The sequence below is a fragment of the Bacillus sp. UMB0728 genome (genome assembly GCF_002858875.1).
Classification (GTDB): Bacteria; Bacillota; Bacilli; order Bacillales; family Cytobacillaceae; genus Bacillus_AB; species Bacillus_AB infantis.
On record NZ_PKLA01000006.1, the window covers coordinates 67,188 to 89,415 of the forward strand.

Consider the following 22,228-nt stretch of genomic DNA (forward strand, 5'->3'; position numbering starts at 1 on the left):
TAAATATATACACTATCATACGACTTTTTACGGAATTTTGAAATTATTTATCTGCTAATTCTTTTTACTGTATGCAAAAAGGCATGCAGTTACATGCCTCCCCTTGTTTTATATAATGGAAATCCTTCAGCTCTGGACTCTTCTCGCATTCTTGATGATCTGGTTGATTACCTCTGAGAACACAAGCCCGATTGCGATCGCCCCGGAAATCATGAAGGCCCGGGCTGCGAGGGAGATGGCTGTATTATAGTCATTCTCAACAAAATTCCTCATCGCATCATATGCAAGCCCGCCCGGAACAAGCGGGATGATCCCGGCTACACTGAAGATGATGATCGGCGTCTTATAGGCCCTTGCAAAAAACTGGCTTGTGAAAGCCACGAAAAAAGCTGCACTAATTGTTGCCGCAACGGCGTCAACCCCAGACGATTCCATCCAGAAATAGACGAGCCAGCCGATCATGCCGACCGTGCCGCACTTGATCAATGACTTTTTCGGGGCATTGAATAGAATCCCGAATGCTGCCGATGCTATAAAGCTTGTTGCAAGCTGTTCAATCGTTTCCATGCAATGCCTCCTTAAAATGAGATGAAAGATAATACGACCGCGATGCCTGATCCGATGGCAAAAGCAGTCAGAAATGCTTCAGCGCCTTTTGACAGACCTGACACCAGATGGCCCGCGATCAAATCCCTGACTGCATTGGTAATCAGCAGACCGGGTACAAGCGGCATCACTGATCCGATAATAATTTTATCAAGCTCATTGCCGGCCCCGGAAAAGACAAAAGCATAAGATGCGAGGCCAATGACAAATGCCGCTACAAACTCAGCAAAGAACTTGATCGGCACCCATTTATGAAAATAGACAAAAGAAATGAAACCCAGTCCGCCGCATACTACCGCGGGCAAAAAGTCTTCCCAGCTCCCCTTGAACATAATCAGGAAACAGCCGCTGGAAATGGCAGCCGCCAGTATCTGAAGCAGCAGCGAATACGCCATCGGGGCAGCCTCCACTTCCCGCAATGACTGCAGGGCTTCCTTCACTGTCAGTTCCCCGCTGCTGATATTGCGCGAGATGCTGTTGACGATGGTGACTTTATCAAGATCAGTTCCCCGCTCGGAAATCCTGATCAGCTTCGTTTTGGTCGGATCATGGCCTTCTATGGAAAAAATGATGCCAGTCGGCGTAACATAGCTGTGCGACTGGTCAACCCCGAAGGAAGCAGCTATCCGCATCATCGTGTCCTCGACCCGGTATGTTTCTGCGCCGCTTTGGAGCATGATTTTTCCGGCAAGAAGGCAAACCTCCATGATTTCATATGTATCGTTCTTGAATTCCTCCACTGGCTCTCCCTCCATGCACAAATCACTTGGCTGAGGTCCTGGTCAAACAAAGCAGGAGCGATCCCGCCTTTATTTTCTTCCGGAAATTTGCCCTGCTGGGATGTATATTCCCCCATGCACTTTTTACAGTTTAAAGCATGAAGGATGGCAGAGGCAATTTTAATTTCCTTTCCTTACAAAAGAAAGATAAATCGCATAACTTCAAGCCCTTTTTAAAGATCTCTTGGTCTCTCAGCCAAAAAATCCATCCAGCATGCTGAATGGATTTCCGGTCAATGTTTATCATCATCAGGGACAGGCTTTATCCCAAGCTTCTGAATAATCGGCTTGATCGTGAGCCCCTGGACGATCAGGGAGAACAGAACCACACTGAAAGCAAGAAGCAGGACTGTATCCCTGCCTGCAAAAGAAGGCGGAAGGCTCAATGCAAGGGCAATCGAGAGGCTTCCCTTCAAGCCTCCCCAGTTCAGCAGGATTTTGTATTTGCTGGAAAAGTCTTTAACAAATGCAAGGCTGCTGTAAAGGGCAATTGTCCGGCCTGCCAGCACAATGACGATGGCCAGGACAATCGTCCACCAGTTATTGATGAAGCTGATATTTTTGATTTCCAGGCCGATCATCAGGAAAATCAGAGAATTGGCGATCAGGGTGATCACATCCCAGAAAGAGCTGATATTAGTCTTCGTTGTCTCGGACATGCCGATCCTTGCGCCATAATTCCCGAAAATGACCCCTCCGACCACTACGGCGATAACACCTGATACCTCCAGATGCTCAGCGATAAAATAGCTGCCGAAGAACAGCAGGATTGAAAATGCAATTTCGAGCGGATAGTCATCATAAATGCGGATGATCTGTGAAAAAATATAGCCCAGCAAGGCTCCAAGCAGGGCCCCGCCTATACTGAATTTAATGAACAGCCAAACGCCGCTCGCAATCCCGGCCCAGCCCATTTCTATGTACGTAAGCAGGTAGATGGAGGATATCTGGAACAGTACAACAGCCACACCATCATTAAGGAGGGACTCTCCTTCTATAATCGTGACCAGCTTTTTCGGCACGCCCAATGTTTTGAATATCGAGATGACGCTGATCGGGTCTGTTGCACTCATCAGGGAAGCAAACGTGAAGGAAAGGACCAGCGGAAGCCCAAGCAGATAATATGAGCCCAGGCCGATAATAATGAATGAGAGAAAGGTTCCCCCAAAGGCAAGCGCCAAAATTGGCCTCCTCACCTGCTTCACCTGAGAAAACGGCATTTTAATGGAGGCATCCCCCAATAAAATGGGGAGAAATAGAGAAATAATGATAGCCTGAAAAATATGTGATTGTGTAATAAACTGTTCGGCCTCTTCAAGAAGCGGTATATTGGTGAGCCCCAGGATAAGACCGACCAGTACAAGCGCAATGGAATATGGCTGCCTGGCCAGCTTTGCAATTCCGATAACCGTTACCGAAACAGCGAGCAAAAATAAGATTTGAATAAAGACCTCATCAAAATGATGCACTGAAAATTCCCCTTTCCGGCACAGACATTAGCCTGCAGTCCTGCCATTACCTTTACCTCAATATGGAAGCAGAAAACCACCTATTGAAAAAGGATGCCGCTATAGCCCAAGTATCCCTTCCGGGAGTGGTTTTCATGCACGGGGAAGAGCACACATTATACGTTATAAAGGATTTTTAGCTTTTACCGCACGCACAATTAAAAAATGAGGCGCCTTCATCAGCTTTTCATACTGGTCAGGCTTTCGCTCTTTAAAGGCCTGCGTCGGACGGGGTTCAATCAGCTCCTGCAATAAAAAGTGGGCTATCGTCATATTGATGATATTCTGGAGCGGCCTCCGGTAAAAAGGTACATCAAAGGTTTGCCCTGCTTTTGTCCATCGATCCACAATCAATTCTGCAGCCAGGTAGTCCGGTTCATCCAGCAGCTTTATATCCATGAACGGGTGGTGGACGGAAAATAGAATCGTTCCGCCCGGCCTTAAAATCCGGTGGAATTCTGCAAAGGTTTGATGCCAGTCCTTCAGATAATGAAGAGTAAGAGAGCTGATGACCCAGTCGAAAGAACCGCCGTCAAATGGCAGCTCCCCTTCCAGATCACAGCAGACAAGCCGTGCTTTATTGCCAACACGCCTCTTGGCAGAGCTGATCATTTCAGGGCTTAAATCCACACCCGTTACATTTGCACCCCTCCTGGCCAATTCAGCCGTATACCACCCGGCCGCACATCCTGCATCCAGAATATCCTTTCCCTCAAGACTGTCCGGGAGCTGCTCAAGCATCGCCGGCCTTTCAAACTCGCTGTTAAACAAACTCCCATGATCCACCTGATGCTCATAGATGCCCGCCAGACTGTTAAATGTTTGCTTGACCTTTGCTTTCATTTCGGATGTCACCTCTTTATTCAGAAATGGGGTATTTTATAAAAAAATCGTACCATAACTGTGATTGCCGCCTTGACAGTCTTTACCTGCTTAAAATAGAAAAGCCCGCCCTCAAAGCGGGTATTCCCATAAACCCAGCCGGCCTTTGGCCGGGATTGGCTCCTTCAGGATTTCCATGCCGCTGACCTGCCAGGCATAGCAGCCAGTCCGGTAATCGCCCAGATAGAGCTCCTGTCCCGATATAATCCTGCCGTTTTCAAGCACGGCCCCTGACCCGGAGTGATCTATGACACTAAAGCAATCCTCCAGGCGGCAGACAGCTATGATCTGCCCGGCGGGAAGATTTTCCTCTGAGTACCCATGCCGGCCTAAAAGCTCCGAGACCATCTTTTGCCGGCATGCTTTTACGTCAATTTTCTGACTGGTATGAATGGCCAGCGCCCCTCTGTATGGGGTTTTCCAAGTCCGCGTTTCATACTCAGCCTCCCGCAGGGCAAACAGACTGGCCCAGGGCTGTTTCATTGTTAATACCTTCAATCTCCATCCCCCTCCTGCCATTTTGTGATATCTATAGTCTGCTATCCCAGGGAGAATTTATGTTTTGTGGAGCTGACGGGTCTGCTACATAAGATCAAGCCGCTGCGAGATGCCTTTGATGACTTCCTGGTAGTAAGAGCGGTCATGCGGGACGAAATCTCCGATGGCTGCTTCCTTCTCCAAGTAAATTTTCTCGCCGGCACTGCCGATCTCGAAGCCTTCCATTAGCACCTTGCCGTCCCCGCTTTCCCAAAGCTTCTTGAAGCTGTCCCATTCAATCCGGTAAATCCCGGCTACTTCTTCCTGCTGCAGCTCATACTCGCTGAACGGCTGGGAGCATTCGTAAAGAAACACATTTGCCATTTCTTTATCAATGAAGTTCTCCTTCTCAATGCAATATCTAATGATTCCGAGCGGTGACAGCTCTTCGATATCAACATCGATGCCGATTTCTTCTTTTATTTCCCTGACGCCATCCTCAACGGTTTCTTCAGCCAGCAGATGCCCGGCCGCCGTAATATCCAGAAGGTCCGGATAATCCTTTTTATCTTTGCTTCTCAGCTGTACATATATATACACCTTGTCCTCTTCCCGCTGAATGAACCAGCAGTGAAAAGCTTCATGCCAAAATCCCTGACGGTGCACATCCTTCCTTGTGGCCGTCCCGATCTGATTTCCTTCCTCATCGAATATTTTCAAAAGCTCCTGCTCCATATGATCTCTCCTCTGCTTGTTGTTAAATTGCAGTCCTTAGAGTTATTCTCCCACATGCAGGAAAATCCTGCATGGCAAAAAGCCCTGGAAGGATTGCCTCCCAGGGCTTTTCACTATTGTGCATTAGCCAGCTTTTCTCTGGCTTCCTTAGCCTTCTTCGTCTTAGGTCTCCCTGATAAAGAGAAATAGGTCCACATCCGCATGATTTTTTCAAACGGGCCCGTACGGAACAGCTTCAGATAGAAATAGCTTCCGGCAAGCTGAACGCTGTAGATCGCCACGGTCAGCAGGATGCCTGCCAGTACGCCCAGCTTGCCGAACAATCCCAGGCCATAGCCATAAAAAACAGTGGTGCAGATAACAGACTGCAATAGATAATTGCTCAGCGACAGCCTGCCTACACTTTCAAAAGCCCTGAACAAAACGGCGCTTCCCTTAACTGCGTACAGCCAGGCAAAAAGGAAGATATAGCCGAGTGATAAAATATTCCCTCCAAACATATACAGAACACCGGTCCAGCCAGATTCCGCCACCATGAGCGGCGAGGCTTTCAGCAGGATTCCCGCTCCGGTGAGGATGCCTCCCCAAAGCAGATATCTGCTCTTATTGCGGCCGATTTCATGGAAAGAGCGGCGCTTGGCGGCATACATGCCAAACAGAAACAGGGGCGCTGTTATGAACGGCATGGCAAGCATCATGAACAGGTAAAAGGAGTCCGGCATCCCGAACGGATCGGCATTATTGCGATGATTGGATATTTCGCTGTAGGTTCCTGTGCCATATATTTTATTAGTGTCTGCCACATACTCATCCATCCTCTTGGCCTCATCGGCCGGGACGGCAGAGTCCATGCCATAGCCCATAAAGGAAGCAAGAATCAGCAGCACCATTCCCCATACAAGAATGGTTTTCTTTTTCCGGTTCAGGAAGAGCAGCAAAAAGAAGCCCATGATTCCATAAGAAAAAAGAATATCGCCCTCCCATAGAAGACCGCCGTGCAAACCGCCCAACAAAAGGAGCAGGAAAAACCTCCGCACCAGATGCCTCCTGTATTTCAAACCTTTATCTTCGAGCCCCTCCTTCAGCTTGATCAATGAATAGCCGAATAAAAAAGTGAAGATCGGCATAAAGCTGCTTTCAACAAAAATCTTTAAAAACTCATGCAGGAAGCTATCCAGCCCTGAAGGTGAAAATGCCTCCATCTCATCCTTCCCAAACATGCCATATTGAAAGATCAGCATATTAGCTGCCAGAATGCCGAGCAGGCTAAAGCCTCTCATTCCATCGATCACGTGTATCCTCTTATTTTCCCCGTCCATTTTCATACTCCTTTATCTGCCCCCTGATTAGGAAGCTTATATTCTATCACCCAGTATAGTCCGCCTCTATTTCCCCTGGAGAAACAGAAGTTTACTTTCTGATAAACTTTCTGGAAAGTTGTTAATATGCTCGTAAGGTTTATGTGCTACGATAGTGACCGAGGTGGGCAAAAGTGGAAAATGCAGAAATCTTATTAGTGGATGATGAGAAATCAATCGTGAAATTAATGGAAACCGTTCTAAGAAAAGAAGGATTCACTTCTATACATACAGCTTACACAGCAGAAGAGGCGCTTGAGTGCGTTTCCCGTCACCCCATTGATATTGTGGTGCTTGATGTTATGCTCCCTGGACAAAGCGGCTTCGATATCTGCCCGAAAATCAGGGAAATCTCCAATGCTTATATTCTCTTTTTAACAGCACGCGTCTCTGATCTTGATGTGCTGACAGGATTTGCGATCGGCGGGGACGATTATATCACCAAGCCCTTCAACCCATTGGAAATCGCGGCGAGGATCAAGGCAAGGCTCCGGCGGAACCAGGCTGCTTCCCCTGCCATAAAAGAGACTGGCAGAAAGCATGATTTCGGGCGATTTATCCTGGACGAAGAGGCAGGGGACCTGATTGTCGAGGGAAAGGCCGTACAGACGCCTGCCCAGGTATTTCTCCTGCTGCAGTATTTGTGCCAGCATCCGAACACCGTCATCTCAAAAACGCAGATGCTTGAAGCCGTATGGGGCTTTGACAGCTTTGTGGATGATAATACCGTTACTGTACATATCCGAAGGATCCGGGAAAGAATCGAGAAAGACCCGAGCCACCCGGAACTGCTCGTAACCGTGCGCGGACTGGGCTACAAGCTGGTCAAGGGGAAAAAGGGATGAAGTCGCTCAGGCGGAGGCTGGCCCTTCACTTCTCTCTTCAGTTCATTTCCATCATGGTGTTTGTCGCGATTTTTTCTCTGGTGCTTCTATTTGTGCTGCTGATGCATTTAAACAGAGAAGAAATGAAGCAAAATTGGCCCGCTGGTGCCCTGGAAGGCATTACGATCGATACGCTGATTGAGGATAACAAGGCCACCATCAGTGATGCCTGGAAACATCAGCTCGAGGAACGGAATCTCTGGGTGCAGGTTGTTGATATGGATGGGGAGGTCATCGGGTCAGAAAATACGCCTGAACTCCTGCCTGACTCATACTCCGTCAGCGAGATCCTCCAGATTGAAAAAACGAATCAATATGAAGGCTTCTATGTTTATTCCGAGGTCGACACAACCTTTAAGGACCCGTATTTTTATATGCTCGGCTATGAAAACAATGAGCTGGAGAGCCTCCAGCGCTGGTTTTCACAGTATTCCAGCAGCGGCAGGCTCCCTGATGAAAACCTGAAGAAGCTTGAAAGGGAATTAGAGCCATTGAAAGGCTCCATCCATGTGGTCAACCAGGAAGGGAAAATTGTTCAATCCGCCGGGTCTGAAATAATGAAGGAAGACTACAAGCCGCTCGATGTGCTTGTCAGGACAAAATCACCGGGAAAATTCGAAACCCATACAACGATCTTCAATGATCCGGAATCGGGTTTCACTTGGATTATGCACACACCCAGGCAAGAGGCAGAGCCTGAAGGATTTGCGTTTCTCTCCGAGGTAATGAGGGTCATCGTCATCCTCGCAGCTGTCCTGCTCGCCTTGACCATAGGCATTTCCTTCTGGCATGGCTTCCGGTACGGCCAGCCTCTCCTTCTCTTCACCGGCTGGCTGGAAAGGATGGGCTACGGAAATTACGAGGAAGTGCTGACAGAGAAAGAACGCAAAAAGGTCTTCCGGAAAAATGGAAAGGTGCGCCTGAGATACAAGCTTTATAAAGAAGTGATCGGGGCCTTTTACGAAATGGCTGAAAAGCTTTCTGCCTCAGACAAGGAAAGGGACCGGCTGGACAAAACGCGTGAAGAGTGGATGACCGGCATTTCCCACGATCTCCGGACACCCCTTTCAACAATCCAGGGCTATGCCCATCTGCTTGAAAGCGGGCAGTACCGCTGGACAGAAGAGGAGCTTCTGGACATGGGCAAAATGATCCGGGAAAAAGGAGATTATATGACCGCCCTCATTGAGGACTTCTCCCTTGCCTTCCAGCTCAAAAATCAGTCGCTCCCCCATCAGCTGAAGCCTGCCGATCTGAATGAACTTGTGCGAGGCATCATGCTGAAATTTGTCAACGACCGCACCCTTGAGGATGTTCCCTTTAACTTTGAAGGGGCAAATACAGATCTTTTTATACAAGCAGATATACGCTGGTTTGAACGGATGCTCGATAACCTTATCTATAACTGCATCAAGCACAACCCAAAAGGCACAAGCATTACCGCCTCAGTCAGCAGACAGGACCAATCCGCCATTGTCACCATTTCTGACAATGGTGCGGGAATGGACGAAGAAACAGTCCGGCACCTCTTTGACCGCTACTTCCGCGGCACAAGCACAGACGAGCAGACAGAAGGCGCCGGCCTCGGCATGAGCATCGCCCGCGCCATCGCCGAACTGCATGGCGGCAGCATTCATGTCTCTTCTGTCAAACATCGGGGGACTGTTTTCCGGCTTGAGTTTCCTTTGGAGAAAGAGGTGGAGCGTGCAGGAAGGTTAGAAGGTTTGGCATAGCCACAATGCCGGGAATTAGCTTGCATGAGGGAAAGTGTAAGAAACGGAAGAAATAACTTCCTAGAAACATAGGTTATATTGGGCCAGAAAAAAACAGACAAAAAACGCTTGGGCTTATGTCCGAGCGTTTTGTTGCTGCTTGTTTAATTGAAGGCACCGGAGGGTAAAGATGTTTAAATTAATTTGATATAAGGCTCTTATATCAATCGCTTCCATTCAATTCCAGATCAAGCTTAAGATCTGCAACCAAGATATGCAGGGAAAAAATAAACCCAGTACTCGAAGTACTAGGTTTATGAAATGTATTATTCTTTTCCTTTGCCTTTATTATTTTCAGCGCCTGTATTTTGGCCATTTTGTTTCTTTTCGTTTGCTTGCTGCTGGTTAACAGCTTTCTTTTCTTGAACCTGCTGCTGCTTATCAGCTTTCTTTTCTTGAACCTGCTGCTGCTTATCAGCTTTCTTTTCTTGGACTTGCTGTTGTTTATCAGTTTTCTTCTCTTGAGCTTCTTGCTTTTTAACAGCAGCAGTTGCCTGGCCTTCAGCACGCTTTTCAGCTGCTTTAGCCTTTGCTTCCTCTTTCTTAGCTAATCCGGGGGCAACAGCAGCTGATTTTTTAGTTTCTTCCGCAGCTTCGGTTTCAGCTTGTTCATCCGTTACTGTTTCTTCTATTACGGCATCCTCAACAGCCTTTTCCTTTGTTGCTTCTGGGGTTGCCTCTGTTGCCGCAGTTTCAGTATCTGCTGCAGCTTCTTCCTCAACGGCTTTATCATCATCAGTTGTTTCGACCTTGAATTTTTCTGCTTTTGCTTCAAGCTTTGCAAGTTTTTTGTCTAATTTCGCAAAAGACTTTTGAATATTCTTCATTAAGGCCAATTGAGCGGTAGGATTTTTAACATGTGACAATGCGGCAGCTAATGCATCGATGTTTTGAGCAAGCTTTACTTCTACTTCATCTTCTGCCCCTTCATCTTCTGCTGCAGCTTCTTCACCTTCCGTTGCTTCTGTTACCGCTTCAGTGTCTTCAGCTGGCTGAACTTCATCTGCTTCCGTTTCCTCAGCAGCCTCCTCTGCCGCTTCTGTATCATCACCGGCACTATCTTCTGAATCTGTTAAACTCTCAGCAGCTTTCTGTTGAGTAGCGATTGCCTCTTCTAAAAGCGCTGTCGCTTCCTCAGTTTTTCCCTCTGCAAGCAATGTATTTGCTTCAGCAATACGCTCTGCTGCAAAGTCAGCTAAAAGGCGCGCTTCCTTGTAATCATCCATTGTGACAGCAAGTCTTACTTTTTCCATCATAGTCTTTACAAAGTAGAAGAAATCTCCAGGAACTAAAGCCGGTGCCTCTTCTTGCTCTTGATCCTTGTCTGCTGTTGTTCCATTGTCATCTGCTGCTTCTTCAGTTACTTCTTCCTCAGCTGCAGCTTCAGTATCAGCTGAATTTTCTTCTGCAGCTGTCGTTTCATCGTTTAATTCAACTTCAACTGCTTCTTCCGTATCTGCAGTTTGTTCAGCTGCACTCTCATTCGCATATACAGCGCTTGTCCCCAATGAAGAAAGTAGAAGTGCTGATGCTGCGACACCGCTTAATAATGATTTCTTATTTTTCATAGTCTGTTTCCTCCTGATCTGTTCTCGAAATACCTTTCGACAAAAGCAGACAGGTTTGTGACGGTCTTAAAAAAATTATTTGTTTTCTCTAAATTTTGTTTATAGTGTTTAGCCAGCGGCGCAGATATTGATTTTACATGTTCATCTGTATTGTGATTAATGATTAAGAGGAATGGGGCATTCTTACTGATGAGAGCGATTATTTGTTGCATAGGAAAAGCACCTTTTAGCTTAATAACTTTAAACATAGTACCCAAATCACTTCACTTTATATCTAGTTGAAACTTTCTCACTCAAAGAATCTAACGTAGAATCAAATTTATAATGAATAATCAGTTGATTCGGTTCTTCCCATTCTAATTTATATGCACTGTCCGAAAATGGCTTATAGCCATCATCTGTATTAATACTGGTTAAATAAGTCATAAATAATCTTGAATTTGATAATTGGTATAGGCGACCATGACCTCTTTCAATTACTATAAATTCTTCTTTATTGTCTGGAGAAGAAAACCTCGTGTATTCAGCCTCTATTAGTAGATTTGGAAGGGATGCTACGATTATGAAAAATACTCCTATCGCAATTATTATTCCTTTTATACCTCTATCATCGAACAAATAGATTAGCGATACTATTGCCATAATTATAAGCAAATTCGATAATGCCTGATGACTAATACCGTTTGGTGGTATCCCTATTTGAACAAATACTCCATTGATTTGTAATGTTAGAAAGGCAAAAAGTAATAAAATACTTGTAATAAATGTGATAATAGCTACCTTTAAAAATTCTTTTGTATTACTTTTTTCCACGCTTTATCACCACCCTTGAATAAAAATAGTAAATCCTTCTTCAAAAATCCTGCTCCGTTAGTAAAAAAAGACTCCCCACGGGCAGTTTATGCTTGATTAAAATTAGACCTTTAATAGAGCAATTATTTATTTTTTTTCAACCTCAAATATAATAGTCCAATCCCTACAAATAGGATCATAAAAAGTAATCCAACAACCAATGGGCCAAAATGGACAACCACTAATTGGCTATCTACTCCAACTTCTTTAAAATCCTTACTCGGCATTTGTTTCCCGCCTTTGAAACTAATATTTTGGTTCTTGTCAAATAAGAAAAGCTGCCTGGTTTGGCAGCTAGCTAAAGCTCTTGTGAAATTTTTTCGTTAACAACTATGCGAGAAAGTCAAGAACCCTCTTAATCACAAGTTTCGTCGCGTCAGCATCGTATGACGGTAAACTGCTGTCGGTGAATAGATGTTCCTTGCCTTCGTACAGAAAAAGTTCAGCATGATGAGCCGAAGCCACAAGCTCACGGGCCGCGTCGATGTCACCGTCTTCAACGAAGAAAGGATCTTTGTTCATGGCGTGAATTTGCACAGGCAAGTCGGCCGGCCACTCAGATTTGAACGCCGAGGTCGGGAGGCATGCATGAAAAAACAGTGCCCCTCTCGCTCCTTCACGAGTTTGAGCGAGCTGCTGCGCTGCTGGGACACCGAGTGAAAAACCAGCATAGACAACATCACGTGAAAGCTCGCTGGCTGCCTGAACGCCGCGCGCCGTTACTTCTTCAAATCCGACTTCCTTCACAAATACCAGGCCTTCCTCCAGCGAGGTAAACATGCGGCCGTCAAATAAATCTGGCACGTGCACAGTATGCCCCGCATCTCTCAGTTGATCGGCGATTGCTTCAATCCCCTTCGTTCGGCCTAGAACATGGTGTAACAACAAAACCTCTGCCATCGCTTTCCCCCCAATTTAATGAATTTCATATGCTAAGCTTCGACAAGAACACCTGTTTGACCTGCCAAACCCTTGAGAAAAAACAATTTTTATTGCATAATCACAGTCAATAAATAAATCAATTCCCCCGCAAATATTATAAAATTCCTTTAGATCTCCAGGTAATGTTTGTTCTTCTTCAACATCAGGAATGCCTGTTTGAGGATGAACAAAACAGTTTGGCAATGTCTTTATTTTATCAATCAAGAGTTTAATTTCCTTTTTTAATTTCTTATCATATTTGCTTTTTTTAGACAGCCTAAATATTTTATTCGCTCTGTGTTTGTCCTTTGCTTCTGCCGCCAAATATTAGCAATAGGTAAGCGTTTGAAGTTACCTCCGGCTTTTCCCCTGCTCCGCCCGGAACGTGCCAGTTTAGATTATTTAAAATCAGCTGGGATTTTAACGAGAACATAGTTCCCCTTCCACATTTGGGTGGTAGCTATTAATCTCTTTCCGTCTTTTTCAAAGAACAGACCAGCACCATCTTTTTCTTTAAATTCCCATCCGTTTGAACTAATCATTTGTTTTATATTTTCATCAGCAATCGATATACCTGTGTTCTCACTACTTGTGATATACCAAATAGAATCACCTTCTACTGCAAGTTCTGCTACTTTACTTTCAGATTCTTTTAGTTTTTCAATTGCTTCTTTTGCTGATAAATTCTTTATTGGAAGAGAGGGATAGTATAATTTATTTACGAAGATGAACACAGCTATAATAACTATTGCTATACCAAGTATAAATACAGCCTTTTTCATCTAATTACCCCCTTAGTGGACTTAAATCAAGCTGTGCTACTCCAGCCTCATTGCTCTGAAAAAATCAAAATCCCAGCGATGTTATACATATCACTAGGATAGAGACTAATCAATTATAGGTTTTCGATCTTTTCTATATCTTCTGCAGATAATTCAAAATCAAAAAGGTCTAGATTAGATGCTTGATTTTCACGGTTGTGAGATTTAGGAATAACAATTACACCGCGTTGGATTTGGTATTTTAATAAAACTTGCGCACCAGATTTATTATAGGCTTTACCTATTTCATCCAAAGCTTCTTTTTGATGAGCTTCGGCTTTCATTGGGCCCCATGCAACAGGGGTAATGCCCTCGTCTTTTAATACTGCAAGCAGGTCTTTGTTAGGTTCTTTTAAGTTAATTTGTATTTGATTAACAGCCGGTTTCACTTTAGCGAATTCTTTCAATTCATCCAGATGATTTTTTCCGAAGTTTGAAACACCTATTGCTTTAAGTTTGCCTGCTTCGTAATATTCTTCAAAGACTTCCCAAGTGTTTTTCAGCTGTTCTTTGTCTTCGATAGGGAAGTGAATAAGATACAGGTCGAGATAGTCTGTTTGGAAGTTTTTCAGACTGTTATCAATAGCTGCCCGGGTCGCTTCCTTTGAAGAAATATACTCTTCACTGGCTGGAATTTTTGTCGTAATGAATAACTCTTCTCGAGGCACTGTGCTTTCTGCTAAAACTCTTCCGACAAGTTCTTCGTTTCGATACATGATGGCAGCGTCTATGGAACGGTAACCCAGCTCAATTGCTGATAAGAGTTCAGGAATTTCATTGGTTATCGTCCCGTTATAATCGTTGTTTTCTTTTCCATAAGTATTTGTACCTGTACCTACGATAGGCATTTTCAAGCCATTATTAAGTGTTATGTATTCCAAACTTTTCAGCACTCCCTCTGTAATTACTTTATTAACATCATACCAAATTATAGAATTTTCAAAAAGTAATACGAATCCTATTTAGGTTAACGTTCTCTCTAGTAATCAACATAAACAATTCTGCATCAAATCTTTTTTTACTTGTTGGGAAGTAAAAAGAGCATTAACTCTTTATTGTCTTACTCAACATTTTAATTTCTTTATTCAACAGACCTGCCCTTTTTATAAAATAAAAAAGCCGCCAGATTTGGCAGCGATCTGAAACGTAAACCCCCGTTAGCTGATGAAGTTCATCTTAACTTTCACTAAAATACATATCTGCATAATAATCAATTTCTTTATCCTTCCGTATAATGGATATCATTTCTTTAACCCCTTTAGAAGACAGTATCCCTATTTCATTGAAATGACTAGCAAAATTGACTGCTATCTGCTTAATATCAATAGCAGGATTTTGAAGGAGAACAATCAATTTTTGTTCAATGAAATGTTCATTTCCCTTTGTATTTTCATAAAGATAGTTCAAAGCGAGAATAATCTCTTGTTCGTCGGCAGTTGATAAGGCTATGTTAAGTTCATCGGGAGTCCAATTTCTTTCCTCTTGTTCATAATAAACAGCTTCAAGTTCTGTTTCTTCTACGTACAATCCATTAATGAATATGTCAAAATCAGGAGCTAATTCTATAATCTGATCAGAATCCATGTCAATGTAAATAACAGGAGGCTCTTCTTTTATATTTCTGTAATCCAATGCCACCCACGAATGACCGCTTCCTGAGATTAAAACAATATTTTTGGGCAATCCCCATTCTTTTATTAAGTATTCACTTTCTAATATACTGTTTTCTTCACCTATACCTAAAATGTGTTCTATATTAATATGGTCATCAGCCCAGGATGTTGGGACATTAGAAGGAAAAGAATTATAGTTGATATATCCACCATTCTGTTCTTTAAGAAGATAAATATAGGATTTAGGCAACTTTACTTTAAGTTTATTTTCTGCTTTTTCTACTTCCTTATCTGTTAAAGGTTTCAACTTATAATATTCATCATCTTCTTGCCATATATTTTTCACCGCTGCATTCTCTCCTACAAAATTGTAATTAAAATCTTCTATCAAAACAGTATCTATTCTTAACCTTAACCCTTTTGAGCCAAATCTACCTTAATTACTAATCATTTTTAAAATCTCCATACTCACCATTATAAGGATTAAAAAAATATCTTTCTTCTGTTCGTTCAGAATAAAAAACATAGACTTTCTCATCATTGTATTTTTGAAAATGTGTATACACTAATGACTCTTGCTGTCTATCTTCTAAAGAACTTAGAGCTTTCTCTACCGTAAAATCGGGTTTAAATATAAATATTGATATTGGTATGATCAGTAAGATTACACAAGATATTGTTTCAGTCAAATTCTCAATTCTTTGTTTGGACCTTATGAAAAGGATGATATTAAAGATTATGATATAGATTAAGCAATATGATATTTTACCAATCCACATAATATCTCCATATTTATCAATCATAAGTAAGATCAATATATATTCAAGTACACTAAAGAATAGAATACTAGAGAATATTAGTTTCCTTATCACATCAACACTCCATCTGGAGGAATTTATTCTCTTAAAAATTAACCTCCTATTTTTTCCCTTTTCAATTCAAATATATTTGAATTGAAATAATAAAAGACATTTGTATAGTTAACAACAGCAATAATACCTCTGTTGCTGTTGGACTGTCTGGATCTATATAAGCAATCAAATTAAATAATAGGTAAGAAAAGAGTAGAATCACGCTAAAATATAAAGGTATTCTCCACCACATTCAGCATCCTACCCTTCTATATAGAGTAACCCTATTTATGAGTTCTATTTTAGGGCTAAACTCTCCTGCCCTGTGTTTGTAAAATAATAAAAGCTGCCTTATTGGCAGCTGATTTTAAACAAGCTATTTATAGTTTGAGTGACGTGTTCCACAGCCCCCGGGACAGGTCCATGACCAACAGCATCAAAAAGAGCCAAGGGACCTGACCCCTTGGCTCATTCCAACAGCTCTTTTTGCTTAAAGATTTGTATGGATGAGATAAGAATGACGATGATAATAGCAATAGTTGTTATTAAGGCTGGCAAGAAACTGGAATTCAGTTCTCCTGACAGCAAGACCTGTCCTGTGTGCTCAGTCATTGCGGCCGGACTCCATTTCATATACTTTCCCAGAAAGCTTGTAACCGTGGAAATGGCAAAAACTACAATAATGGTAACAAAAGCGATACTGGCATTTCCTTTCATGACCGTACTAAAAAAAAGTGTGAGTGTAACAACAAAAATTAACCATACGCTGTAGATTGCTGCACTTTGAAAAACCTGCCCAAAAGGGACTGTTTCAATAAGTAAGCTCGTATAATACCAGGAAGCTGCATATCCGATAAACAATGAAAGAAGTGTAATTGTAAGTAACCCGGCCCATTTCGATAAAATATACGAGGAATAAGGAACTGGTTTAATCATAATCATTCCTGCTGCCCCGCTCTGTCTTTCAGCGGAAACGACACCCATTGCACTCAAAACAAGCATAAGGACGCCAAGCATCCCATAATTGGATAGAACCGACATTAATACTTCTGCCCCAGTTGGAACAGGAATTTCAAGGATTGTACCTTCTGGAAGGCCGCCAAAAGTATCTAAAATTTCCGGCATATAGTATGAGCTAACCGGCTGCATCACCCCCAGCAAAATAAAGACAATGGGAATCCATAAGATTTTATAATTCCGCGCCATTTCCAGCATTTCTTTTCGATAAAGAACAGTCCATTGTGTCATAGCTTCACCACCTTCATAAATAAATCCTCTAATGTAGTTTGGGAAACCTCGAACTTACGGATCGGAAGTTTTCTGTCCACGATATCTTTCAATAATGTTTGCTTCCCGTTTACCATATCGTTTAATACGATGCTGGCTTTATTGCCCTGGATGCTCACTTCAGATACAAAGCCATAACCTGCTATGCTCTTTAGCCAGTCGGCAGCCTGTGATTCGAATTCGATTTGTAAAATAGGCTGCCGATACTCTGCCATTACACTTTCCAGGCTGCCTGATACCGCAATTTCCCCATCATGCATGATAAGAATATCGTCACTTATTTCTTCTGCATCGTGAAGGACATGAGTTGAGAAGAGAATGGTGGTTTCCTCTTTAATCTCTCTCATCATATCCAATACCTCCCGTCTTCCGAGTGGATCGAGTGCTGAAACAGGCTCATCTAAAATAAGCAGTTTCGGACGATGAATCAGTGCCTGCGCCAATCCGAGGCGCTGCTTCATTCCGCCGGAATAACCCCTTATTTTTCTTTTCTTCGCATCCGTCAGGCCCACTCGTTCAAGTAATTCTTCACTTCTTTTTGCTGCTTCTTTCCGATTCAGCTTTGCTAATTGCCCTGCGAAAACAAGAAATTCCTTTCCGCTCATCCAATTAAAGAAAGCAGGATATTGAGGTAAATAGCCAATAAACTGCCTTAAATCCTTTGCTTTTCCACCTTTAAAATCAATACTCCCCGAAGTCGGCTCAAGCAATCCGGACAGCATTTTTAACGTCGTTGTTTTTCCTGCTCCATTAGGTCCAAGTAATGAAACGCACCTGCCTTCTTCAATATGAAAATTGATTCCTTTAACAGCATTCGTGTTTCCGTATCTTTTCACTAAATCGCTTGCCTTTAATAACTCCATCAATCATTTCTCCTTCCAACAACAAAATAAAGCACTGGTCCTATTATGTTGATCAAGAGAATAATAAGGATCCACAGCCACTTGGGTCCGTTCGTTTTTTCTTCTCTAATACAAGAAACTAATGCGGCAATCATCAGAATTAGCTGTAGGACAAGAATTGGAGCAATCGCTCCCCATGGGATTGCATTTAACAGTTCATTCATTTTTTTCTCCACCTAATTGTTTATTTAGTTTTAAGACGATTACTTTCCTCTAATCGTTCACTTTCGAAAAAATAAAAAAATCTCAGGAAGTTAATCCTGAGACCTTTCTTGTACTTATTAAACTACTGATGCCACGGGGACAGGCACCTTGGCCCAGCTTCCGAAAAGAGCCAAGGGACCTGTCCCCTTGGTTTTAATCACTCCAAAATAAATCTCGGATTATTTATTATGTCGTTTATTATATGGTGAAGGTCCATCACAGTATGCATGGTTGTATCAATTATGTGATTTTGACTTACTCCAGATTCTATAAATTCATTCAGTAAGATTAGGGAGCGTTCCCCCATTCTATCTTCAATTTTTCTTAGATTATCTCTTTTTATCAGCGTGTCTTTATCACTCAGTAAAACAACATATCTTACTTCTGCATTAAAGTGTTTCAAATTTTCATTTAACCATTTTGCCGCTTCTGGAAATGAAACATAATCAATGACAACATCATTATCATACTTAATAAAGTTAGCAGTTAAACTCAGAATATTATCCCATATCAAACTATGCTCCTCTTCGCTCTCCCAAGGCTTCCTTCTCCCATTAATATGCATATGACTTACGTAATCACCAGATATATAAGCACTTCTATTTAGACTTTTCACAAGTTCTGTTGAGATAGTCGATTTCCCAACGCCTGCTGGTCCTGAGATAATATAAACTTTGTTATTATCCATTTCATCAAAACCTTTCTGATTAAATTTTTCTATGTGCCAAGGGACCTGTCCCCATGGTTACCCATGGGATTGCATTTAACAGTTCATTCATTTTTTTCTCCACCTAATTGTTTACTTACTTTTAAGACGATCACGTTCCTCTAATCGTTCACTCATGAAAAAATAAAAAAATCTCAGGAATTTAATCCTAAGACCTTACTTGTACATATCAAACTGCTCACATGATTTGTTTACTGGATGCTTTGGGGACAGGTCCCCTGGCCCAGCCTTTTCACAAGTTCAATAAAGGTAGTCGATTTTCCAATGCCTGCTGATCCTCATGATTAAAACTTTCTATAAAAAGAGCCTTACTATGGTAAGGCCATTGTCAAAATCTATGTATTCGATAGTATACCTTTCTACCAGACCTCCACGATTGATAATCATATAGGTTATTTAGCAGCTATATGAATTTCAATCTTTCCACTTGGATAATACTTTTCAAAGTCATATGAATAAGCTCGTTTCAACTCTCCTTTTTCTTCACGATCCCATATTTCCTTCCAAGCGTTAAGTATCCCAAATTCATCTAATGTGTCCACTTCAAAAATTTCATATTTAGTTGTTTCCGGGATTTTAACAGTGGGATTATTATTACTGCTTTCTTTGGCTACACTTAATGTATAATCTCCTTTATAATCACTCTCGTAATCATAATAAAGACCATATTTAACTTCTTCATGATTCCTCAAAATACTTGATGCCTCTTTCCACATTTCTGATATCTTTTGCATAATAGTCTCATCTTTGAAATTATTAGTTCTGACACTCTTAATTATTGTTAAGTTCATTGCATTTCCCCCTCTCATTCATTTCAAGTGAAACCCTTCCGACAAACTCTGGTTATACCCAACCTGGAGCAGCAGTTACTTTTCAAAATCAGGTAATTATTTGCTGTTACCCGAAGAATTCATCCTTAAGAATGCTCATCCTAAGACGGTCAACAAATTCTCCATTTCTCAATCTATCCTGCCTCAGGATGCCTTCTTCTTTATATCCTGCCCGACTATATGACTTAATCGCTTTTTCATTATCCACTTCTACCCTTAGCCAAATCTTATTTAAGTCTAATTCATTAAAGCCAACCTTCAGCATTTCTTGCATAGCTGCTAAACCGAACCCCTTATGCCAGTAATTTTTATCACCGATGGCTATTCCCAGCTCAGCGTGTTTATTCAATCGATCTATATTCTTTAAATCTACCCAGCCAATATGCCTTCCGTCTTCCGTCAAAATCGCTCTTTGTTCATAGCCATTCGTTCGGTTCATACACATTTCAATCCACGTCTTTGTCTCTTCTCTGCTAAACGGCGGATATCTATTTGGCATATTCAGATATTTTGTCACCTCTCTATCCAGACACCATTTATAACGGTCCTCAACATCATCAAGAGATAATTCCCTAAGTATTACTCTGGGTAACTGACGCCTCTCCAAACTCTCCAACTCCCACTAAAGACTTTATGCCAAGGGGACAGTTCCCTTGGTTCATAAACGCAATGTCATTTTTCTGCTGATGGTATCCATTCCAAAATTCTCATAGAAAGATATTGCTTTCTTGTTAAATTCCCAGACGTTTAGATCTAAGGATGCGGCATCTTTGTTTTTAGACCATTCCGCACACGCTTCAAATAAGATTTTCCCTATTCCTTTTCTTTGGCAGCTCCTCTTTATACCAAAATCATTCATATACGCAAATTTCCTTCGTACCATTGAGTCAAATGGTGAAGATTCATTTAATTCCATAACCGCAAACCCCACTATCTCTTCAGAGATTTTAGCAATTAGTATTTCACTCTTTGGGTCTTCCAGCAATTCACGGTAGTAGCTCTCAGGCATTACCTGGTCCACCTTATTAAATATGTATGGCAGTGCTTCTGAGTGTTCATCCTGCCCCTCTTTAACTATTAAATTAATAGCGCCGTGGTCATCAATCATTGCTGTCTCGATTGAAATATTCATATATTAATCCTCCGTTTTTAACAAAAACTGATCTTTCAGAAGATATGGTAAGCCGCATTGCAACAATTTTGCGCTTAATTAAATTTGTACAAAACAAGTCCAAACAGGAAATAAACAATAGCCGCTACTGCTCTTCCTTTAGTTCTTCTATTTTCAATAACTAAGACAGCACATAGCATAGTGAAGAGAGTAAAGCCAACAAGTTTTAATTGCCCAGCAAGCGGCCCTGTTTTATGCAGGATCAATACAATAATTGCAATAATAGTCAAAGGTATATAAACCTTGTTGTATGGTGACTTCATCTGTTTTCTCCTATTCAGATAATACCTTTGAAGTTTAATCTTCTAAGGCAAATTCCTCGCCTTCAAACCTAACCATTTTAACTTTTTCAAACTTTTCTTTGTCTATCTTGAATACAAAAGTCTTTGGAATTCCAATGTCGTTACAGGTAGTCTCTTTTTGCGCAGTTTCAATTATTAAATATTCTTTTGCGCTGTCCAACTCTAGTCTTTCAATTTCTTTAGGACAAGAGTTTTCCATGGTTTGTGCGATTAAAATAGCCGATTTTTCAAAATCAACACTGGGAGGGTCCTTATCAAAGTTAAAGAACTTCCACAACTCAGCAAATTCTTTTTCACTGAATGCTGTCTCTACAGCCATACTCAATTGTTCTGCAGATTGTGTTTGCTCATCGTGGATCAGGCTGCCATCTTCAAAATTTGTTTTACTGCTGCACCCCATTAATAAAACAGGAATTAACATTACGACTGTTAATATTTTTTTCAAATGGCAGCCTCCTCTTTGTGTTCTTATTGAAAACTTCTTTCTTATGTCCTTTTTTATAGGAACAAGAAGGCTGCATTGTTTTAAAGATAATCATGAACATATGAATCAACTATTAAATTCAATTTCCTTACAAGGGGAAACATCTGCAAACCAATGCAGCACTCTGTTATGATGGTTTATAATTTGCTGGGCAGTAAGATCCTCTGCCCCCCACGTGCTGTGTGTATCTGAAACTAAAGTAACCTTATAATCCTTACTGAAAGCTATTCTACAAGTGGTATCCACACACGCTTCTGTTTGTATTCCCGCGATTATTAAATGTCCAATCCCTTGTTTTATCAGTTCATCATCTAAAGAAGTTTTGAAAAATGAATCTGGGGCAGTTTTTTGAATAATAATATCTTGATCGTTTGGAGTAATCTCAGGATGAAGTTCCCAGCCTCTTGTTCCATATTCTAATGGGTGTTCTGCAGGACCATTATGCTGGATATAAAAAATCGGTGTTTTGGAAGATCGTGCCTGAGCGATTAGTGCTTTTAAATTTTCAAGTAAACTATCTCCTTTATACACAACATTACCTTCTTGAAACATCCCATTCTGAACGTCGATAACCAGTAATGCTTTCTTCATTTTTCTCCCCCTTATCGTGTCTACCAATAAATTCTACTTTTATTCTCCATGTCCTTCTTTCGCTAAACTGCCCCTTTTTCGGGAAGTAAGAAAAGCTGCCTGG

General features: G+C 41.8%; 26 protein-coding genes. 2 read left to right on the top strand and 24 right to left on the bottom strand.

Annotated features, from left to right (window positions below):
• Positions 1 to 126 precede the first annotated feature (126 nt).
• The 7 genes from CYJ37_RS21810 to CYJ37_RS21840 all read right to left on the bottom strand — a co-directional run bounded on the left by CYJ37_RS21810 (position 127) and on the right by CYJ37_RS21840 (position 6,306).
• Positions 127 to 567 carry a threonine/serine exporter family protein gene (locus CYJ37_RS21810; RefSeq protein WP_101551837.1) on the bottom strand — a complete coding sequence of 147 codons (441 nt, stop codon included), beginning with the start codon at positions 565 to 567 and terminating at the stop codon, positions 127 to 129.
• 11 nt (positions 568 to 578) lie between these two features.
• Positions 579 to 1,361: a threonine/serine exporter family protein gene (locus CYJ37_RS21815; RefSeq protein WP_101551839.1), complete on the bottom strand. Its 783-nt coding sequence runs from the start codon at positions 1,359 to 1,361 to the stop codon at positions 579 to 581.
• Positions 1,362 to 1,618: 257 nt separating this feature from the next.
• Positions 1,619 to 2,854 (bottom strand): cation:proton antiporter, encoded by a 1,236-nt coding sequence (locus CYJ37_RS21820; protein WP_101551841.1) that lies wholly within the window; start codon positions 2,852 to 2,854, stop codon positions 1,619 to 1,621.
• A gap of 162 nt (positions 2,855 to 3,016) precedes the next feature.
• Positions 3,017 to 3,736, bottom strand: a complete 720-nt coding sequence (locus CYJ37_RS21825) for a class I SAM-dependent methyltransferase (RefSeq protein ID WP_101551843.1) — start codon at positions 3,734 to 3,736, stop codon at positions 3,017 to 3,019.
• Between the two features lie 111 nt (positions 3,737 to 3,847).
• Positions 3,848 to 4,273 (bottom strand): 2-oxoglutarate dehydrogenase E1, encoded by a 426-nt coding sequence (locus CYJ37_RS21830; RefSeq protein ID WP_101551845.1) that lies wholly within the window; start codon positions 4,271 to 4,273, stop codon positions 3,848 to 3,850.
• A gap of 84 nt (positions 4,274 to 4,357) precedes the next feature.
• Entirely contained in the window at positions 4,358 to 4,987 is a 630-nt protein-coding gene (locus tag CYJ37_RS21835) for an NUDIX hydrolase (RefSeq protein WP_101551847.1), read from the bottom strand.
• 113 nt (positions 4,988 to 5,100) lie between these two features.
• A complete protein-coding gene (locus tag CYJ37_RS21840; protein ID WP_101551849.1) occupies positions 5,101 to 6,306 on the bottom strand; it encodes a DUF418 domain-containing protein in 1,206 nt (401 codons plus the stop codon).
• Positions 6,307 to 6,479: 173 nt separating this feature from the next.
• On the opposite strand from CYJ37_RS21840, the gene CYJ37_RS21845 reads away from it, so the two are divergent.
• Together CYJ37_RS21845 and CYJ37_RS21850 are read left to right on the top strand one after the other, a co-directional pair.
• On the top strand, positions 6,480 to 7,190 hold the full coding sequence (locus CYJ37_RS21845; protein WP_101551851.1) for a response regulator transcription factor: 711 nt from the start codon (positions 6,480 to 6,482) through the stop codon (positions 7,188 to 7,190).
• A complete protein-coding gene (locus CYJ37_RS21850) occupies positions 7,187 to 8,962 on the top strand; it encodes a sensor histidine kinase (RefSeq protein WP_101551853.1) in 1,776 nt (591 codons plus the stop codon). The genes CYJ37_RS21845 and CYJ37_RS21850 overlap by 4 nt, the downstream gene beginning before the upstream one ends.
• Positions 8,963 to 9,267: 305 nt before the next feature.
• Here CYJ37_RS21850 and CYJ37_RS21855 read toward each other — a convergent pair whose 3' ends face one another.
• From CYJ37_RS21855 to CYJ37_RS21945, 17 genes are all read right to left on the bottom strand, one after another.
• On the bottom strand, positions 9,268 to 10,569 hold the full coding sequence (locus CYJ37_RS21855; RefSeq protein ID WP_101551855.1) for a DUF5667 domain-containing protein: 1,302 nt from the start codon (positions 10,567 to 10,569) through the stop codon (positions 9,268 to 9,270).
• A 258-nt stretch (positions 10,570 to 10,827) separates the two neighbouring features.
• Positions 10,828 to 11,382, bottom strand: coding sequence for a hypothetical protein (locus tag CYJ37_RS21865; RefSeq protein WP_101551859.1), 555 nt, complete (start codon positions 11,380 to 11,382; stop codon positions 10,828 to 10,830).
• A 369-nt stretch (positions 11,383 to 11,751) separates the two neighbouring features.
• Entirely contained in the window at positions 11,752 to 12,321 is a 570-nt protein-coding gene (locus CYJ37_RS21870; protein WP_101551861.1) for a dienelactone hydrolase family protein, read from the bottom strand.
• A gap of 15 nt (positions 12,322 to 12,336) precedes the next feature.
• The gene (locus tag CYJ37_RS21875; RefSeq protein WP_180827414.1) at positions 12,337 to 12,567 is read right to left on the bottom strand and encodes a hypothetical protein; all 231 of its coding nucleotides are present in this window, start codon (positions 12,565 to 12,567) and stop codon (positions 12,337 to 12,339) included.
• Positions 12,568 to 12,740: 173 nt separating this feature from the next.
• A complete protein-coding gene (locus CYJ37_RS21880) occupies positions 12,741 to 13,124 on the bottom strand; it encodes a hypothetical protein (RefSeq protein WP_101551865.1) in 384 nt (127 codons plus the stop codon).
• 113 nt (positions 13,125 to 13,237) lie between these two features.
• Positions 13,238 to 14,044: an aldo/keto reductase gene (locus CYJ37_RS21885; RefSeq protein WP_101551867.1), complete on the bottom strand. Its 807-nt coding sequence runs from the start codon at positions 14,042 to 14,044 to the stop codon at positions 13,238 to 13,240.
• A 295-nt stretch (positions 14,045 to 14,339) separates the two neighbouring features.
• On the bottom strand, positions 14,340 to 15,122 hold the full coding sequence (locus tag CYJ37_RS21890; RefSeq protein ID WP_101551869.1) for an SMI1/KNR4 family protein: 783 nt from the start codon (positions 15,120 to 15,122) through the stop codon (positions 14,340 to 14,342).
• A 973-nt stretch (positions 15,123 to 16,095) separates the two neighbouring features.
• Entirely contained in the window at positions 16,096 to 16,875 is a 780-nt protein-coding gene (locus CYJ37_RS21900; protein ID WP_101551873.1) for an ABC transporter permease, read from the bottom strand.
• Positions 16,872 to 17,777, bottom strand: a complete 906-nt coding sequence (locus CYJ37_RS21905) for an ABC transporter ATP-binding protein (protein WP_101551875.1) — start codon at positions 17,775 to 17,777, stop codon at positions 16,872 to 16,874. Before CYJ37_RS21905 ends, CYJ37_RS21900 begins: the two co-directional genes overlap by 4 nt.
• Complete coding sequence (locus CYJ37_RS21910) at positions 17,777 to 17,980, bottom strand: PLDc N-terminal domain-containing protein (protein WP_101551876.1); 204 nt, start codon at positions 17,978 to 17,980, stop codon at positions 17,777 to 17,779. Before CYJ37_RS21910 ends, CYJ37_RS21905 begins: the two co-directional genes overlap by 1 nt.
• Positions 17,981 to 18,177: 197 nt before the next feature.
• Positions 18,178 to 18,708 (bottom strand): AAA family ATPase, encoded by a 531-nt coding sequence (locus CYJ37_RS21915; RefSeq protein WP_101551878.1) that lies wholly within the window; start codon positions 18,706 to 18,708, stop codon positions 18,178 to 18,180.
• A 431-nt stretch (positions 18,709 to 19,139) separates the two neighbouring features.
• On the bottom strand, positions 19,140 to 19,538 hold the full coding sequence (locus CYJ37_RS21920; RefSeq protein WP_101551880.1) for a GyrI-like domain-containing protein: 399 nt from the start codon (positions 19,536 to 19,538) through the stop codon (positions 19,140 to 19,142).
• 106 nt (positions 19,539 to 19,644) lie between these two features.
• Positions 19,645 to 20,193 (bottom strand): GNAT family N-acetyltransferase, encoded by a 549-nt coding sequence (locus tag CYJ37_RS21925; protein WP_101551882.1) that lies wholly within the window; start codon positions 20,191 to 20,193, stop codon positions 19,645 to 19,647.
• 42 nt (positions 20,194 to 20,235) lie between these two features.
• Positions 20,236 to 20,709, bottom strand: a complete 474-nt coding sequence (locus CYJ37_RS21930) for a GNAT family N-acetyltransferase (protein ID WP_101551884.1) — start codon at positions 20,707 to 20,709, stop codon at positions 20,236 to 20,238.
• A 74-nt stretch (positions 20,710 to 20,783) separates the two neighbouring features.
• Complete coding sequence (locus CYJ37_RS21935; protein WP_101551886.1) at positions 20,784 to 21,011, bottom strand: hypothetical protein; 228 nt, start codon at positions 21,009 to 21,011, stop codon at positions 20,784 to 20,786.
• 34 nt (positions 21,012 to 21,045) lie between these two features.
• Positions 21,046 to 21,495: a hypothetical protein gene (locus CYJ37_RS21940; RefSeq protein WP_101551888.1), complete on the bottom strand. Its 450-nt coding sequence runs from the start codon at positions 21,493 to 21,495 to the stop codon at positions 21,046 to 21,048.
• A 105-nt stretch (positions 21,496 to 21,600) separates the two neighbouring features.
• Positions 21,601 to 22,125, bottom strand: coding sequence for a cysteine hydrolase family protein (locus CYJ37_RS21945; RefSeq protein ID WP_101551890.1), 525 nt, complete (start codon positions 22,123 to 22,125; stop codon positions 21,601 to 21,603).
• Positions 22,126 to 22,228 lie beyond the last annotated feature (103 nt).

Excerpts from the sequence above, each read along its gene's own strand:
- CYJ37_RS21910 (WP_101551876.1), bottom strand. The coding sequence starts at position 17,980 with ATGAATGAACTGTTAAATGCAATCCCATGGGGAGCGATTGCTCCAATT.
- CYJ37_RS21880 (WP_101551865.1), bottom strand. The coding sequence starts at position 13,124 with ATGAAAAAGGCTGTATTTATACTTGGTATAGCAATAGTTATTATAGCT.
- CYJ37_RS21945 (WP_101551890.1), bottom strand. The coding sequence starts at position 22,125 with ATGAAGAAAGCATTACTGGTTATCGACGTTCAGAATGGGATGTTTCAA.
- CYJ37_RS21810 (WP_101551837.1), bottom strand. The coding sequence starts at position 567 with ATGGAAACGATTGAACAGCTTGCAACAAGCTTTATAGCATCGGCAGCA.
- CYJ37_RS21935 (WP_101551886.1), bottom strand. The coding sequence starts at position 21,011 with ATGAAGTCACCATACAACAAGGTTTATATACCTTTGACTATTATTGCA.
- CYJ37_RS21835 (WP_101551847.1), bottom strand. The coding sequence starts at position 4,987 with ATGGAGCAGGAGCTTTTGAAAATATTCGATGAGGAAGGAAATCAGATC.
- CYJ37_RS21840 (WP_101551849.1), bottom strand. The coding sequence starts at position 6,306 with ATGGACGGGGAAAATAAGAGGATACACGTGATCGATGGAATGAGAGGC.
- CYJ37_RS21850 (WP_101551853.1), top strand. The coding sequence starts at position 7,187 with ATGAAGTCGCTCAGGCGGAGGCTGGCCCTTCACTTCTCTCTTCAGTTC.
- CYJ37_RS21825 (WP_101551843.1), bottom strand. The coding sequence starts at position 3,736 with ATGAAAGCAAAGGTCAAGCAAACATTTAACAGTCTGGCGGGCATCTAT.
- CYJ37_RS21900 (WP_101551873.1), bottom strand. The coding sequence starts at position 16,875 with ATGACACAATGGACTGTTCTTTATCGAAAAGAAATGCTGGAAATGGCG.
- CYJ37_RS21855 (WP_101551855.1), bottom strand. The coding sequence starts at position 10,569 with ATGAAAAATAAGAAATCATTATTAAGCGGTGTCGCAGCATCAGCACTT.
- CYJ37_RS21905 (WP_101551875.1), bottom strand. The coding sequence starts at position 17,777 with ATGGAGTTATTAAAGGCAAGCGATTTAGTGAAAAGATACGGAAACACG.
- CYJ37_RS21930 (WP_101551884.1), bottom strand. The coding sequence starts at position 20,709 with ATGAATATTTCAATCGAGACAGCAATGATTGATGACCACGGCGCTATT.
- CYJ37_RS21815 (WP_101551839.1), bottom strand. The coding sequence starts at position 1,361 with ATGGAGGGAGAGCCAGTGGAGGAATTCAAGAACGATACATATGAAATC.
- CYJ37_RS21920 (WP_101551880.1), bottom strand. The coding sequence starts at position 19,538 with ATGAACTTAACAATAATTAAGAGTGTCAGAACTAATAATTTCAAAGAT.
- CYJ37_RS21870 (WP_101551861.1), bottom strand. The coding sequence starts at position 12,321 with ATGGCAGAGGTTTTGTTGTTACACCATGTTCTAGGCCGAACGAAGGGG.
- CYJ37_RS21915 (WP_101551878.1), bottom strand. The coding sequence starts at position 18,708 with ATGGATAATAACAAAGTTTATATTATCTCAGGACCAGCAGGCGTTGGG.